This window comes from Roseomonas sp. CECT 9278 (assembly GCF_918698155.1).
Taxonomy (GTDB): Bacteria; Pseudomonadota; Alphaproteobacteria; order Acetobacterales; family Acetobacteraceae; genus Neoroseomonas.
Window position 1 is genome coordinate 17,174 of sequence record NZ_CAKKLX010000034.1, and the last position, 15,156, is coordinate 32,329.

Annotated in this window: 13 protein-coding genes and 1 tRNA gene; 7 read left to right on the plus strand and 7 right to left on the minus strand. The window is 71.6% G+C overall.

All coding sequences use genetic code 11. The annotated features are described in order from the left end of the window. Nucleotides 1–128: 128 nt before the first annotated feature. Nucleotides 129–2,174 (minus strand): protein-disulfide reductase DsbD, encoded by a 2,046-nt coding sequence (locus tag LQ222_RS18920; protein WP_230168403.1) that lies wholly within the window; start codon nucleotides 2,172–2,174, stop codon nucleotides 129–131. Nucleotides 2,175–2,383: 209 nt separating this feature from the next. Between LQ222_RS18920 and LQ222_RS18925 the strand changes: the two genes are divergently transcribed. From LQ222_RS18925 to LQ222_RS18935, 3 genes are read left to right on the plus strand one after another with little or no spacing between them, the layout of a single operon-like run. Further along, the gene (locus LQ222_RS18925) at nucleotides 2,384–2,575 is read left to right on the plus strand and encodes a type II toxin-antitoxin system VapB family antitoxin (protein WP_230168404.1); all 192 of its coding nucleotides are present in this window, start codon (nucleotides 2,384–2,386) and stop codon (nucleotides 2,573–2,575) included. After that, nucleotides 2,572–2,943 (plus strand): type II toxin-antitoxin system VapC family toxin, encoded by a 372-nt coding sequence (locus LQ222_RS18930; RefSeq protein ID WP_230168405.1) that lies wholly within the window; start codon nucleotides 2,572–2,574, stop codon nucleotides 2,941–2,943. Before LQ222_RS18925 ends, LQ222_RS18930 begins: the two co-directional genes overlap by 4 nt. Nucleotides 2,944–2,992: 49 nt before the next feature. Beyond that, on the plus strand, nucleotides 2,993–3,832 hold the full coding sequence (locus tag LQ222_RS18935; protein WP_230168406.1) for a hypothetical protein: 840 nt from the start codon (nucleotides 2,993–2,995) through the stop codon (nucleotides 3,830–3,832). A 189-nt stretch (nucleotides 3,833–4,021) separates the two neighbouring features. Here the strand turns inward: LQ222_RS18935 and LQ222_RS18940 are convergent, their stop codons facing one another. The 3 genes from LQ222_RS18940 to ppa all read right to left on the minus strand — a co-directional run bounded on the left by LQ222_RS18940 (nucleotide 4,022) and on the right by ppa (nucleotide 7,601). Further along, nucleotides 4,022–6,142, minus strand: coding sequence for a sodium-translocating pyrophosphatase (locus tag LQ222_RS18940; RefSeq protein ID WP_374202176.1), 2,121 nt, complete (start codon nucleotides 6,140–6,142; stop codon nucleotides 4,022–4,024). 137 nt (nucleotides 6,143–6,279) lie between these two features. Further along, complete coding sequence (gene blaOXA, locus LQ222_RS18945) at nucleotides 6,280–7,074, minus strand: class D beta-lactamase (protein ID WP_230168408.1); 795 nt, start codon at nucleotides 7,072–7,074, stop codon at nucleotides 6,280–6,282. Next, nucleotides 7,074–7,601 (minus strand): inorganic diphosphatase, encoded by a 528-nt coding sequence (gene ppa / locus LQ222_RS18950; protein ID WP_230168409.1) that lies wholly within the window; start codon nucleotides 7,599–7,601, stop codon nucleotides 7,074–7,076. The genes blaOXA and ppa overlap by 1 nt, the downstream gene beginning before the upstream one ends. A 193-nt stretch (nucleotides 7,602–7,794) precedes the next feature. Between ppa and LQ222_RS18955 the strand changes: the two genes are divergently transcribed. Then, nucleotides 7,795–9,048 carry a M20/M25/M40 family metallo-hydrolase gene (locus LQ222_RS18955; protein ID WP_230168410.1) on the plus strand — a complete coding sequence of 418 codons (1,254 nt, stop codon included), beginning with the start codon at nucleotides 7,795–7,797 and terminating at the stop codon, nucleotides 9,046–9,048. Nucleotides 9,049–9,068: 20 nt separating this feature from the next. Then, a tRNA-Ile gene (locus tag LQ222_RS18960) sits at nucleotides 9,069–9,141 on the plus strand. Nucleotides 9,142–9,151: 10 nt separating this feature from the next. Here the strand turns inward: LQ222_RS18960 and LQ222_RS18965 are convergent. Together LQ222_RS18965 and LQ222_RS18970 are read right to left on the minus strand one after the other, a co-directional pair. Continuing rightward, nucleotides 9,152–11,182, minus strand: coding sequence for a calcium-binding protein (locus LQ222_RS18965; RefSeq protein ID WP_230168411.1), 2,031 nt, complete (start codon nucleotides 11,180–11,182; stop codon nucleotides 9,152–9,154). A 102-nt stretch (nucleotides 11,183–11,284) separates the two neighbouring features. Further along, complete coding sequence (locus LQ222_RS18970; protein WP_230168412.1) at nucleotides 11,285–11,722, minus strand: hypothetical protein; 438 nt, start codon at nucleotides 11,720–11,722, stop codon at nucleotides 11,285–11,287. A 96-nt stretch (nucleotides 11,723–11,818) separates the two neighbouring features. Here LQ222_RS18970 and ettA point away from each other — a divergent pair, with 96 nt between their 5' ends. Together ettA and LQ222_RS18980 are read left to right on the plus strand one after the other, a co-directional pair. Next, entirely contained in the window at nucleotides 11,819–13,498 is a 1,680-nt protein-coding gene (ettA, locus tag LQ222_RS18975) for an energy-dependent translational throttle protein EttA (RefSeq protein WP_230168413.1), read from the plus strand. 82 nt (nucleotides 13,499–13,580) lie between these two features. Further along, nucleotides 13,581–14,105 (plus strand): GNAT family N-acetyltransferase, encoded by a 525-nt coding sequence (locus LQ222_RS18980; RefSeq protein ID WP_230168414.1) that lies wholly within the window; start codon nucleotides 13,581–13,583, stop codon nucleotides 14,103–14,105. A gap of 62 nt (nucleotides 14,106–14,167) precedes the next feature. Here LQ222_RS18980 and LQ222_RS18985 read toward each other — a convergent pair whose 3' ends face one another. Next, a complete protein-coding gene (locus LQ222_RS18985) occupies nucleotides 14,168–15,148 on the minus strand; it encodes an adenosine kinase (RefSeq protein ID WP_230168415.1) in 981 nt (326 codons plus the stop codon). Between the last annotated feature and the right edge of the window lie 8 nt (nucleotides 15,149–15,156).

The window sequence follows — 15,156 nt, forward strand, 5'->3', positions numbered from 1 at the left end:
CGGGCGGTGGCGCCGCCTGCCTGGCCACCCGGCATCGCCAGGAGGCGCCACAGGCACCTGACCGCAGCCCCGGCCGCGCGCCGTCGCCGCCTGCCGGGCGGGCGGTCGAAGCCTCGGCGGCGGGTGCCTCAACCCGTGCCGGGCGGCCCCGAGATGGCCTGCAGCACGATCCCCTCCGTGAGGATCTGCGGCAGCAGGCGCGGCGCGCCGCCGCCCGGGGGATAGAACAGGTACAGCGGCACGCCGTCGCGCTGGTGCGCGCGCAGCAGCGCGGTGATGGCCGGGTCGCCGCGTGTCCAGTCGCCGACCAGCGTTGCCACGCCGCGCTCGGCGAAGGCGCGCTGCACGCCCTCGGTCGCCAGCGCCATGCGTTCGTTCACCTTGCAGGTGATGCACCAGGCCGCGGTCAGGTTCACGAAGACCGGCCGGCCCTCGGCGCGCAGCGCGGCGACGCGGGCTTCGGACCAGGCTTCGCCGGTGGCCTCGGTGCTGCGCGCGGCCGCCGGCGTGGCGCCCTGCACCAGCGGCAGCAGCGCCAGCGCGCCGGCCAGCGCCACCGCACCCGCGATGCGCCCGACCGCGCCCCGCGACAGCCCCCAGGCCCAGGCGCCGAAGCCGATCAGCACCCCGCCGAGCAGCACGGCCAGCACGGCGGACGGCCCGGATTGTTCGGCCAGCACCCAGACCAGCCAGGCGGCGGCGGCATACATCGGGAAGGCCAGGCCCTGCTTCAGCCGGTCCATCCAGGCGCCGGGCCGCGGCAGCAGCCGCGCCAGGCCCGGCGCGATGCCCAGCAGCGCATAGGGCAGCGCCATGCCCAGGCCGAGCGCGGCGAAGACCGCGATCGCCTCGATCGGCCCCATCGCCAGCGCCGCGCCGATCGCCGCCGCCATGAAGGGCGCGGTGCAGGGGGTGGCGACCAGCACCGCCAGCGCGCCGGTGAAGAACGACCCGGCATGCCCGCCCTGCGCCGCGAGCCCCTGCCCTGCCGAGGCCGGGCCGCGCACGGCGAACACGCCCGACAGGTTCAGTCCGACCGCCAGCATCAGCCAGGCCATGCCGGCCACGAAGGCCGGCTGGGTGAACTGGAAGCCCCAGCCCGCCATGCCGCCCGCCGCGCGCAGCGCCACCAGCAGACCGCCGAGCGCGACGAAGGACAGCACGACGCCCGCCGTGTAGGACGCCGCATGGGCCCGCACCTGCCCCTGCGCCGCGCCCGACAGCCGCGCGATGCCGACCGCCTTCATGGCCAGGATCGGGAAGACGCAGGGCATCAGGTTCAGGATCAGCCCGCCCAGCGCCGCGAAGATCGCCGTCTGCCACAGCGGCAGCCCGCCACCCTCCGGCACCACGCCGGGCGCCGCCGAGACCAGGTAGGCCCCGCGCACCCCCGCCGAATCGGTGATGGCGACGACGCCGCCGAGCTGCGCCGGCAGCGCCTGCGCCGCCCCGCGCACGAGGGACAGGCGCAGCGCGCCGTCGGTCACGCTGAGGGCCTGCGGCGCTGCATTGGCGACCAGGTCGCGGTCGATGGGGAAGAAGAAGGCGTCGCGCACCGCGCCGGGCGCGATGTCCGGCCCCGCGACCTCGATCGCGCCAGTGGTGCCGGCGAAGCCGATCCGCGCGGTGAAGGGGCCGGGGCGCGGTTCGGCGGCCTCGGCGGCGGTGAACAGGGCGGTATTGGCGGGCCGAGGCGTGGCTTCCACCGGGATGTCGATGCGGAAGGCGCCGTCCTCGGGGATGCAGACCTGCTCGCAGACCAGCCATTCGCCGCGGGCCTCGATGGTCAGGACATCGCCGGGGCGCATGGCGGCGGGGGCGGTGACCGGGATGATGAAGACCGGTTCGCCCTCGTAGCCGAAATTCACCAGCGGGCCGAAGGGGATGCGCTGGGGGGCGGGGAAGCGCATCGGCGCAGCGGTAGCGCCGGCGGGCAGGTCGAGCGTGACCTCGGGCGGCTGCCCGGCATCGCCGGGGTTGGTCCAGTAGGTGTGCCAGCCGGGGGCGAGGCGCTGGCGGAGTGCCAGGCGGAAGGACTGGCCGGGGGTGACCTGCGCGTGGTCGGAGACGATGGTGACGGTGGCGCGCGGGGAGGCGACGGGCAACGATTCCAGCGCGCGCGCCGCGGGGGCGAGCGCCGTCAGTGCGAACAGGACCGCGAGCAGCCTCGACATGGGGTCAATCAAGGCGTGTCGCGCCGGGGGCGCAAGCCCGGGTTACAAAATTGGCTGGCAGGCCGCGGCGCGCCGCCGTTGGTCGTTGCATCGCGGCCGTCGCCGGGAACGCTCCGCGCGCTTGACCGGAACCGCCTTTGGACCGCCCGCGTCAGCCAGGATCATTGTTCGGCATTGAAATGCGCATCATTCGATGTCAGTTCCCGTGCATGAGAACCACGCTCGCCCTTGACGACACGCTGCTGTCGGAAGCCGAGGCCCTGACCGGCCTGCGCGAGAAATCCGCCCTCGTGCGGGAGGCGCTGAAGGCGCTGATCGAACGCGAGAGCGCCCGGCGCCTGGCGCGCCTGGCGGGTTCGGAGCCGGCCATCGTGGCGCCGCCGCGCCGGCGCATGGAGTGATCCTGGCCGATACCTCGGTCTGGATCGACCATCTGCGGGGGACCGAGGCCGCGCTGGCGCCGCTGCTGGAATCCGCCCAGGTGCTGATGCACCCCTGCGTGCTGGGCGAGATCGCGCTCGGCACGCTGCGCGCGCGCGCCGCGGTGCTGGGCGGGATGGCCGGGTTGCCGAAGGCGGTCGTCGCGACGGATGCCGAAGTGATGGGATTAATCGATCGCCACGCGCTGCACGGGCAGGGCATCGGTTGGGTCGACGCGCATCTGCTGGCGAGCGTGCTGCTGACGCCCGGCGCGCGGCTGTGGTCGGCGGACCGGCGGCTGGCGGGGGCGGCGGGGCGGATCGGGGTGGCGTGGCCCGACCGGGATTGAGCCGCCGCGCCGTCTCGCCCACCCCGCCCACGCGTGCCAGCATCGCTGCATGGCGCCTGCACCCGTCCTGACGTTCAACGACCTTCTGGTGGCCGGGGGGCTGCAGCCACGCGGGCTGCGCCTGGTGCGCCACCGCGAGGTCCGCCACGGTCGCGCCGTCGATGCGGCGCTGCGCGCTGCGGCGTTGCGGCTCGACCCCGCCTTTCTCGGCTACCAGGCGATGCATGGCGGGGAGTCCTACCGGGACGCCACCCACATCGCCGCCTTCATCTTCGAGCCCGGCATGGGGACGGTCTTCATCGGGGTCTGGAGCGTGGCCGGCGTGGGGCGCGGGCCGAATTTCAACGCCTTTGCGCGGGAGCCACAGGTCCCGGCCGAAGGCATTGTCTATGACCTGCATCACCTGTCGGCCTTCGATGCCTATCGCGGCAGGCTGGTGATCGACTGGGGGGAGGGCTTCCGAGCCTGGGTGCAGCATGCCTGGCGGCAACCCAAGCCCATCGTCGCGCTGGTACCGCGCGCGCAGCCGCCCTTCCCGGGCTGGGCGCGCCTGTGCCTGAATCTCGCGGAGATTCCCGTGGCGCCGGAAGCCTGGCGCCAGGTGCTGGCGGCGGCGCGCGGCGTCTACCTGGTCGTTCATCGGACCTCCGGCGCGCAGTATGTCGGCGCGGCGCATGGCGATGGGGGCTTCCTCGCGCGCTGGTCGGCCTATGCGGACGGCCATGCCGGCAATCTCGGCCTGCGCGAGCTGGCGCGACCACCTGAGGAATACGACGTGTCGGTGCTCTGGCTCGCGTCGTCGAAGGATTCGGAGGACGACATCCTGGCCCAGGAAGCCTTCGAGAAGGACCGCCTGGGCAGCCGCGTCCACGGCCTGAACCGCAATTGAAAAGGGCCGGCGGATCGCTCCGGCCGGCCCCGTTCAAAACCCGACCACGGCACCCTGGCGGCCCGAGGCTCTCGCCTCGGGCCGGGAGCGCACGGCGCGACCGCGCCCAGACTACCCTCAGCCGCCGGCGCACCCGTGCATGGCGCGAAAGCCAAGCCGCCGGATGGCGGCGCCGGCGCCTGAGGCAGACTACGAGTGCGCCAGCATCGCCAGCAGCAGCAGCGCCACGATGTTGGTGATCTTGATCATCGGGTTCACCGCCGGCCCGGCGGTGTCCTTGTACGGGTCGCCCACCGTGTCGCCGGTCACCGCCGCCTTGTGCGCGTCGGAACCCTTGCCGCCATGGTGGCCGTCCTCGATGTACTTCTTCGCATTGTCCCACGCGCCACCACCGGTGGTCATCGACACCGCGACGAAGAACCCGTTGACGATCACGCCCAGCAGCATCGCGCCCAGTGCGGCGAAGGCCTGCGCCTTGCCCGCGATGGCCTGGATGCCGAAGTAGATCACCAGCGGTGAGAGGACCGGCAGCAGCGAGGGGATGATCATCTCCTTGATCGCCGCCTTGGTCAGCATGTCCACCGCGCGGCCGTAATCCGGCTTCTCGGTGCCCTCCATGATGCCCGGCTTTTCCTTGAACTGGCGCCGGACTTCCTCGACCACGCTCATGGCCGCGCGGCCCACCGCCGTCATCGCCATGCCGCCGAACAGGTAGGGCAGCATGCCGCCGAACAGCAGCCCCACCACGACGTAGGGATTGGCCAGCGAGAAGTCGATCGCCGTCACCCCCGCGAAGTACGGGTACTGGACCGCATTTGTGATGAAGTAGGTCAGGTCCTGCGTGTACGCCGCGAACAGCACCACCGCACCGAGTGCGGCCGAGCCGATCGCATAGCCCTTGGTCACCGCCTTGGTGGTATTGCCCACGGCGTCGAGCGCATCCGTGGTCTGGCGGATTTCCTTGGGCAGGCCAGCCATCTCGGCAATGCCGCCGGCATTGTCGGTGACCGGCCCGAAGGCATCGAGCGCCACCACCATGCCGGCCAGCGCCAGCATCGTGGTCACCGCGATGGCGATGCCATACAGCCCCGCCAGCCCATAGGCGATCAGGATGCCAAAGATGATCACCAGCGCCGGCAGCGCCGTCGATTCCATCGACACCGCCAGGCCGCGGATCACGTTGGTGCCGTGGCCGGTCACCGAGGATTCCGCGATGGCCTTCACCGGCCGGAAGTTCGTGCCGGTGTAGTATTCGGTGATGTAGATGATCAGCGCCGTCACGATCAGCCCGACCGCCCCGCACAGGAACAGCGAGAAGGCGCCGAAGGACGCCCCCGCCGCCGTCGCGGTGCCGAAGCCGAAGATCATGTAGGACAGCGGCAGCAGGGCCACCAGCGACAGCACGCCGGTCACCGCGAAGCCGCGATACATCGCCCCCATGATGTTGTTGGACGCCGGCAGCTTCACGAAATACGTGCCGACGATGGACGTCACCACGCAGACCGCGCCGATCGCCAGCGGGAAGATCATGCCCGCCTTCAGGAAGGGCGAACCGGCGAAGGCGATGGCGGCCAGCACCATCGTCGCGACCATCGTGACCGCATAGGTCTCGAACAGGTCGGCGGCCATGCCGGCGCAGTCGCCCACGTTGTCGCCGACATTGTCGGCGATGGTGGCGGGGTTGCGGGGGTCATCCTCGGGGATGCCGGCCTCGACCTTGCCGACCATGTCGCCGCCGACATCCGCACCCTTGGTGAAGATGCCACCGCCGAGCCGCGCGAAGATCGAGATCAGCGAGGCACCGAAGCCGAGCGCCACCAGCGCATCGATGACGGTGCGGTCATTCGGTTCCAGCCCGCCCAGAACCACCAGCAGGAAGAAATACACGGCCACGCCCAGCAGCGCGCCGCCGGCCACCAGCATGCCGGTGATCGCACCCGACTTGAACGCCACATCCAGCCCGCCAGCGAGCGAGACCGTGGAGGCCTGCGCCGTGCGCAGGTTCGCCCGCACCGACACGTTCATGCCGATGAAGCCCGCCGCCCCCGACAGCACCGCGCCCAGCAGGAAGCCGATCGCGACCGTCAGGCCCAGCCGCCAGGCCACCAGCACGAACAGCACCGCGCCGACGATGGCGATGGTGGTGTATTGCCGCTTCAGATACGCGTTGGCGCCTTCCTGGATCGCCTTGGCGATCTCCTGCATGCGCTCGTTGCCGGGATCGCGCGACAGCACGTCCTTGGCGGTGATGACGCCATAGGCGATGGACAACGCCCCCAGCGCGATCACGATGATCAGCCAAACGGTCAGCAAGTTCAGGACTCCCCCTTGGTCACAGGTCCGGCGGGACGCCGCGGCGGCCCGTCTCGTGCCCGTCTTGTGCAGGCGGGGAGGGAGGCTAGAGGGGCCTCAGGGGTCGCGCAACGGCGCAGCGCGGCCCCGGGCGGTCATAAACCGTCCAGGCCGTCGAAGACATCGCCCAGGAAGGCATCGCGCGCCGCCGGGCCCGGGGATCCTGGCGCAGGCGGCCGCCCGTGTGCCAGGCGGGCGAAGACTACGGTCCTGTCGCCCCGCCGCGCCCAGCCGACGAACCAGCCCCATGGCTCCGCGGCGCCGCGGTGCCGCGCGCCGCCGGTCTTGCCGAAGACGCGCCAGCCATGGGGGTACTCGCCCTGGTCGACCAGCGCCTCGGTCATGGCCCGCGCCCGGCCCGAGACCGGCAGCTCGCCGCGCAGCAGGCGCCGCAGGAAGGCCACCTGCCCGGCCGGCGTGATCTCCAGCGAGGAGCCGATCCAGGACCGCGCCAGCCCGTTCCCCCGCCCCGGATCGCCCGAGACATCCGCATTGCCATAGCCGAAGTCGCGCACGGTGCGCCGGAAGCGCGCCGCGCCGAGCGCCTGGGTGATGCGTTGCGAATACCAGACCACCGAATGGCGCATCCAGGCGGCGGGATCGATGGGCTGCCGCCATTCGGGCAGCCAGTCGGCGTCGCCGGGGCGCAAGGACAGCACCGGGTCATGCGCGTCGCGCAGGACACCGGCGTCGAAGCCCATCAGCGCGAGCGGGATCTTGAAGGTCGAGGCGGGCGTGGCGGGCTGGTCGGCCGCGCCCTGGTGGCGCAGCGTGGCGCCGGTCGCGGCATCCACCACCAGCGTGCAGACCGTCACGGCCGTGGCGGCGGCCGGCCTGGCCACCGCCGCCGGGATCGCGGCCAGCGCGTGCAGGGCCAGCCGCCGCCGCATCACACCTTGGCGCGGTCGATCGCCTCGGTGATCAGCCGGCGGGCTTCCTCGGCATCGCCCCAGCCGATGAACTTCACCCACTTGCCGGGCTCGAGGTCCTTGTAGTGCTCGAAGAAGTGCTGGATCTGCTCGATCGTGATGCGCGGCATGTCGGTGTAGTTGTGCACATGCTGGTAGCGCAGCGTCAGCTTTGGCACCGGCACGGCGATGATCTTCTCGTCCCCGCCGCCGTCATCCTCCATTTTCATCACGCCCACGGGCCGCACGCGAATCACCGCGCCGGGGATGATCGGGCGGGTGTTCGCCACCAGCACGTCGATCGGGTCGCCATCCTCGCTCAGCGTGTGCGGGATGAAGCCGTAATTGCCCGGGTAGCGCATCGGCGTGTGCAGGAAGCGGTCGACGAACAGCGTGCCGGCGGCCTTGTCCATCTCGTACTTGATCGGCTCGCCGCCGATCGGCACCTCGACGATGACGTTCACGTCGTTCGGCGGGTCCTTGCCGATGGGAATGGCGTCGATACGCATGGGGCAGGCTCTCCGGTTCGGCGCGTCCCTTGGCGCGGTGCCCGCCGGCCGGCGGCAGGCATCGCGCGCTGCAGGGTCTGGCGGTTGCGTGGCGGGTCAGGCGGCGGGACGGCGCGCGCGATCTAGCAGAGCGCCCCGGCCGGCGGAAGCCGCCCGGGTTGCGCGCCGCCGCGGCGCCGCCCAGGCTCGGGCCATGACCCCCGCCCGCACCGCCTTCGCCGCCGCCGCCCATGCCCGCGCGCCGGAGGTCGCCGCCCTCACCCGCCGGCTGATCGCCGTGCCCTCCCCGAACCCGCCGGGCGACGTGCGCGCCTGCGCCGAGGCCTGCGCCAGCCTGCTGCGCGACCTGGCGCCGGATGCCGAGGTGTCGCTGCACGCGACCTCGGCGGAGGTGACGAATGTCGTGGCCCGCATCGCCGGCGCCGGGCCCGGGCGCATCCTGGCCTTCAACGGCCACCTCGATACCTACCCGGTCAACGAGGCGCTGCCCTGGACGGTCGATCCGCTGGGTGGCGAGATCCGCGACGGGCGGCTGTTCGGGCGCGGCGCGGCCGACATGAAGGGCGGCATCGCGGCCGCCATCCTGGCCTTCGCGCTGCTGGCCCAACACCGGGCGGATTGGCGGGGGGAGGCGTTGCTGACCCTGGCGGGGGACGAGGAATCGATGGGCCCGCTCGGCACCAAATGGCTGCTCGACCACGTGCCGGGCCTGGCGCAGGCGCAGGCGGTGATCATCGGCGATGCCGGCTCGCCCCGCGTGCTGCGCTTCGGCGAGAAGGGCTTCCTGTGGATCGAGCTGGAGGCCACCGGCACCGCCGCCCACGGCGCGCATGTGCATCTGGGCGAGAACGCGATCGACCGGCTGCGCGCCGCGCTCGATGTCGTGGCGGGGCTGCGCGACCTGCCGGTGGCCGCGCCGCCGGCCGTCACCGCCGCCATCGCGGCCGCGCAGCCGATCAGCGAGGCCCTGGCCGGTGCCGGCGAGGCGCGGGTGCTGGGCAGCGTCACGGTGAATATCGGGCGGATCGACGGCGGCACGGCGCCCAACCTGGTCCCGGCCGCGGCGCGCGCCGCCTGCGACATCCGCCTGCCGGTCGGCGTCGCGGCCGCCCAGGTGGAAGCGGCCCTGGCCGCCGGGCTCGGCCCGCTGCCGGGCATTGCGTGGCGCGTGCTGCGCTGCTTCGAAGCGAACCATACCGACCCCGCCGCCGACATCGTCCGCGCCACCCATGCCGCGGCCGAGGAAGTGCTGGGCGGCCCGGTCGCCGTGAACATGCGCGTCGGCGGCTCCGATGCGCGCTGGTTCCGCATGCTGGGCCTGCCGACCGTGGTCTATGGCCCCACCCCGCACAACATGGGCGGCGCCGATGAATGGGCCGATGTGGCCGAGCTGGAGGCGGTGGCCCGGGTGCAGGCGCTCGCGGCGTTTGATTTCCTGGCCGGCTGAGGGCAATCACACAGGCGCATGGGCCTGTAGCTCAATGGTCAGAGCGGACCGCTCATAACGGTTTGGTTGCAGGTTCGAGTCCTGCCGGGCCCATGCGACCCCGCTACAGGATGAAGTCCCCCACCTGCAGCGGCACGTTGCCGGCGATGCGGATGGAGAACTCCGCGGTGCCCGCCGCGCCGTCGGTATTGCCGTACAGGTAGGTATCCCCGCCGATCACCTGGCTGCGCAGCTGCGCCGTGCCGGTGAAGGCCGCCGCGGTGCCGATGTAGGTGAAGGCCTGGTTGCCCGCGGCCACCACATCCGCGTCGATCAGGAACACATCGATGCGATCGAGCTGCGCGCGGGAGAAATCGGCGATGCGGTCACGCACCTGGCCCGGGGCGCCGCTGTCGGTGGCGGCGCTGAAGCGGAACAGGTCGGCCCCGACCCCGCCGCGCAGGATGTCCGCGCCCGCGCCGCCGGTCAGCGTGTCATTGCCGATCTCGCCCGACAGCATGTCGTTGCCGCCGGCGCCCGCCAGCAGGTCGTTGCCGTTGCGCCCCACCAGGGTGTTCGCCTGGTCGTCGCCGGTCAGCGTATCGTTGGCGCCGCTGCCCGCGACCCATTCGATGTTCGCGAAGTCGTCGCCCAGCGCATCGCCGCCGAAGGCCTCGCGGGTCGCGAGGTTCACGTTCACCGCCAGGACCGATCCCAGGTAGTCGAGCTGGTCGCGCAACCCGTCCCCGCCATCGATCACGTCGGGCTGCGCGCCGGGGCGCAGGATGTCGTCGCCGGCCCCGCCGTCGAGCGTATCGGCGCCGGCATTGCCCTCGATCAGGTCGTTGCCGGCCCCGCCCTGCATCAGGTCGGCGTCGTTGTCGCCCTGCATGACGTCGCGCTTCAGCCCCCCCAGCAGCGTGTCGTTGCCGTCGCCGCCGAAGATGCGCCCGTTCAGCACCACGCCGTCGGTGCCGTCATACAGGTCCGCCGCGCCGCCCAGGCCGATATTGCCCAGGATGGTGCCGGCGTTGAACACCTGCTCGATCGTGATGGTGCCGAACACCGCGTCGGTCTCGCCGCCGATCCGCCCGGTGTTGTTCAGCACGTTGACGCCATTGGCCCCCGACGCGCCGCTGAAGATGAAGACGCGCTCGATGTCGCCGTCGTTCTGCACCAGGGCGGAGCGGCCATCGATGGTGACGCCGTTGATGCTGCCGGTGTTGATCAGCACGATCGCCTCGGACCCGCTGGTGGCGAAGCCGCGCCCGCCGGCGCCGTCGCCCGACAGCGTGCCCTCGTTGACCACGGTCACGCTGTTCGCGCTGTCCAGCACCAGGCCGTTCTCGCGCCCGGTGATGGTGCCGGTGTTGAACACCGTCATCTGCGCGTCGTTGGAGACCAGCACGCCCTGGATGCCGCCCTCGATGCTGCCGCTGTTGGACAGGGTGCCGCCCTGGGAGGACAGCAGCACCCCCGCCACGCCGCCCGAGATGCGCCCGTCATTGCCGATGAAGGCGGCGTCGGCGTTGATGTCCACGCCGACGGTGCCGCCGGTGATGGTGCCGCTGTTGAAGACACGCGCATCGGCGCCGCCGATGGTCACGCCATCGAACCGGCTGCCGCTGATCGTGCCGCTGTTGTCGACGCGGGTATTGGCGGTCAGCGACGACACGCCGTTCTCCCAGCCCGAGAGCCGGCCGCTGTTCACCAGCACGTTCGGGCCGGTGCCGGAATTGGCCAGCGTGCTGTTGCCGAACACCACCGCGCCGGTGCCCGTCGAACCCGTGAGGCCGCCGGAGACGATCTCCCCGGCATTGGTCACGCTGTGGCCAAGGCCGATCAGCGCGATGCCGGATCCGACCCCGCCCTGCACATAGCCGCCGGCGCCGATGTCGATGCGCGCGCCCACCGTCGGCGACGGCCCGATCTGGTCGAGGCGGATGCCGTCCGCCCCCGCGGCGTAGATCGTGCCGAGGATGGTCAGGTCGTTCGCCAGGCGCTGCAGCAGCACGACGGGGGAATTCGACCCGGTCGTGGTCAGCGTGGCGTCGGCGCCCACGAACATGCGGTCGGATTCGGTGGCGCCCAGCGTGTACAGCGGCGTGGAGGCGGCCGTTCCCGCCTGGTTGGTCAGGACGATCGTATTGGCCATGGCGCGCCGTCTCCCGTTCTCGTGAGGACAGACTGCGACATCGCAACGATACTGTGCAAGGAAGGGTGTGGCCCCGGGTGGCCGGGCGCAGCGCCCGCGGCGCTACATCAGGAGCAGCGCCACCCCCGCGCCGGCCGCGCCCAGCAGGGCCAGCCCGCGCGCGATGCGCCGCCGCGGCACCGGCTTGGGCCGCGGCCTGGTCCGGGGCGACAGGCCCGGCGGCGGTGCCCTGCGGAAGGCCCGGCGCAGCGCCGGCCAGGCCGCGGCCGGCAGGGCGCGCGAGGCCGCGAGCGCCGGCGCCGACCCCTCCGCCCGCGCCGCCACGATGCGTTCGCGGTACCGTCCGGCCTGGTCGTCGTAGCGGGAGGCGACCACCACCACCACCAGGCGCGGGTCCGCCAGGGCCTGCGTGAGTTCGCGGAAGCGCCACTGCGCCGCCTCCAGCCCGCCATGCGCGCTGTCGGTGTACCATTGGCCGTGCCGGATGCCGCCGCCGGGGATGGTGGCCAGCAGCATCACCTCGAAGGTCTCGGGCTCCATGGCGGGCTCCGTCGCCGTGTCTCGCGGGCTGCTTGGCGCGGTGGGGCTGCCCCTGTAGAACCCCGCCTTCCCAGACGAGACGCAGGTCCCCGCACCATGGCCGCCTACCAGTACGTCTATGTGATGAAAGACCTTACCAAGTCCTATCCGGGCGGACGTGAGATCTTCAAAGGCATCACCCTGTCCTTCCTGCCGGGGGTGAAGATTGGCGTGCTGGGCCCGAACGGCGCCGGCAAGTCCACGCTGATGCGCATCATGGCCGGCCAGGACAAGGAATTCGGCGGCGAGGCCTGGGCGGCCGAGGGCGTGCGCGTGGGCTACCTCAGCCAGGAGCCGGAACTCGACCCCAACCTGACGGTCGGCGAGAATGTGCGCCTGGCCTTCGCCGAGCTGAATGGCTGGATGGCGCGCTTCAACGAAATCTCCGAGAAATTCGCCGAGGAGATGTCGGAAGACGAGATGAACACCCTGCTCGCCGAACAGGCCGAGCTGCAGGAGAAGATCGACGCCGCCAATGGCTGGGAGATCGACCGCCAGGTCGAGATCGCGCTGGACGCGCTGCGCTGCCCGCCGCCCGAGGCCGCGGTGACCAACCTGTCGGGCGGCGAGCGCCGCCGGGTCGCGCTGTGCCGGCTGCTGCTGGAAAAGCCCGACATGCTGCTGCTGGATGAGCCGACCAACCACCTCGATGCGGAATCCGTGTCGTGGCTGGAGCGCACGCTGAAGGACTACACGGGCACGGTGTTGATCGTGACCCACGACCGCTACTTCCTGGACAACGTGACGTCGTGGATTCTCGAGGTCGATCGCGGCCGCGGCATTCCGTATGAGGGCAACTACTCCACCTACCTGGAGCAGAAGCGCAAGCGCATGGCGCAGGAGGAGCGCGAGGAGAGCGCGCGCCAGCGCCAGCTCGCCGAGGAACGCGACTGGATCGGGCGCAGCCCGTCGGCCCGCCAGGCGAAGTCCAAGGCGCGCATCGCGGCCTATGAGGACCTGCTGCGCGCGTCCCAGGACAAGGCGCCCGACCCGACCGAGATCGCCATCCCGCCCGCCCCGCGCCTGGGCAACACCGTCATCGTCGCGGAGGGGCTGCGCAAGGGCTACGGCAATGCCCTGCTGATCGACGAGCTGTCCTTCAAGCTGCCGCCCGGCGGCATCGTCGGCGTGATCGGCCCGAACGGCGCGGGCAAGACCACGCTGTTCAAGATGATCATGGGCCGCGAGCAGCCGGACGCCGGCACGCTGGTGGTGGGTGAGAGCGTGCAGCTCGGCTACGTCGACCAGTCCCGCGACAGCCTCGATGACAGCAAGTCGGTCTGGCAGGAGATCTCGGGCGGCGAGGACATGATCACGATCGGCAAGCGGTCGGTGCCCTCCCGCGCGTACTGCGCGGCCTACAACTTCAAGGGCGGCGACCAGCAGAAGAAGGTCGGTTCGCTGTCGGGCGGCGAGCGCAACCGCGTGCACCTGGCCAAGATGCTCAAGCGCGAGCACAACGTGCTGCTGCTCGACGAACCGACCAACGACCTCGACGTGGAAACCCTGCGCGCGCTGGAAAACGCGCTGATGGATTTCGCCGGCTGCGCGGTGATCATCTCGCACGACCGCTTCTTCCTCGACCGCCTCGCCACGCACATCCTGGCCTTCGAAGGCGACAGCCACGTCGAGTGGTTCGAGGGGAATTTCGAGGCCTACGAAGAGGACAAGCGACGTCGACTCGGCGAACACGCCACCGACCCGCACCGGATCAAGTACAAGCCGCTCGCCAGGTGAGGCCGGCGACGCCGGAGCCGTCCTTGTCGTTCTGCGGGCCAGCCGCGATCCGGCGCGCACGCCCCTGCGCCGGAGAGCGCAGATGAGCGCGGCCATGCAGGCGCTGAAGTCGAGCCGCATCGTCAACACCGATCGGCTGATGCTGATCCCGCCGGGCCGCGAGAACCTGCCGGACCTCATCCGCCTCAAGGCCGATGAGCGCGTGTTCGGATGGATGCTGCACGGCGTGCGGTCGCCCGAGCGCACGCGCGAGGAGCTGGAGGACGACATCGATTTCTGGGAGGTGCGCGGCTACGGCACCTGGTGCGTCTTCGAACGCGCGAGCGGCGATTTCCTGGGCATTTGCGGCCTGATGGAACGCCCCGACGGGCGTGGCATCGCGCTGCGCTACGCGCTGTGGCCGGAATGCCGCGGCAAGGGCTATGCGCGGGAGGCGGCGCGCGCGGCCCTGGCCTTCGGCCATGCGGCAGGGCTGGCGCGCATCATCGCCGTGGCGCGCTACACGAACCATGCCTCGCGCGCGGTGATGACCGATATCGGCATGAGCCCCTGCGCCGACTACACGCGCAAGGGCGAGGCGATGCTGATCTTCGAAAGCCTGGGCTGACCGCCGGCGCCGCCCGGGGCCGACCCCCAGGATGCGCCGGACGGCGCCGCTGCGAGCGGTCTCTATGCCCCGCCGGCCACCAGCGCCTTCAGCTCCGCCTGGGGCCGCGCGCCGAAATGGCTGATCGCCTCCGCCGCCGCGACCGAGGCCCAGCGCCCGCATTCCGGCAGCGGCCGCCCCGCGGCCAGCGCGGCGAGGAAGCCCGCGGCATAGGCATCCCCGGCGCCGGTGGTGTCGACCACGGTGGTGGGCACGACAGCGATGCTGTGCGTCGCCTCGCCCGCCACGATGATGCTGCCCTTCTCGCTGCGCGTCAGCGCCGCCAGGCCGACATCGCGGCGCGCGGCGGCGGCGGCTTCGTCGAAGGATGGCGTGCGGTACAGCGCGGTGATCTCGGATTCATTGGCGAACAGGATGTCGGCCTCGTCGCGCACGAAGGCCAGGAAGGCGTCGCGGTGGCGTTCCACGCAGAAGGCATCCGACAGGGTGATAGCGACCTTGCGCCCGGCGGCATGGGCGATGCGCGCCGCGGCGCGGAACGCCGCCTGCGCGGCCGGCGGGTCGAACAGGTAGCCTTCCAGGTAGGTGACCTGCGCGGCGGCGATGGCGGCGGCATCGAGGTCGGCCTCCCCGAAGGTCACGCAGGCGCCCAGGAAGGTGTTCATGGTGCGCTGGCCATCGGGCGTGACCAGGATCAGGCAGCGCGCGGTGGGGGCACCGCCGGACAGCGGCGGCGTCGGGAAGGTCACGCCGGCGGCGGTGATGTCGTGGCGGAACACCTGGCCCAGCGTGTCGTCCGCCACCTTGCCGAGGTAGCCGACCTTGGCGCCGAGTGCCGCGGCGGCGGCGCAGGTATTGGCCGCCGACCCGCCGCTGCTCTCCATGCCGGGGCCCATGGCGGCGTAGATCGCCTCGGCCTGGTCGGTGCCGATCAGCGCCATGCCGCCCTTGGCCATGCCGTGGCGGGCCAGGAAGGCATCGTCGGATCGCGCCAGCACGTCGACGATGGCGTTGCCGATGCCGAGGATATCGAGGGTGGTCATGCGGGGGG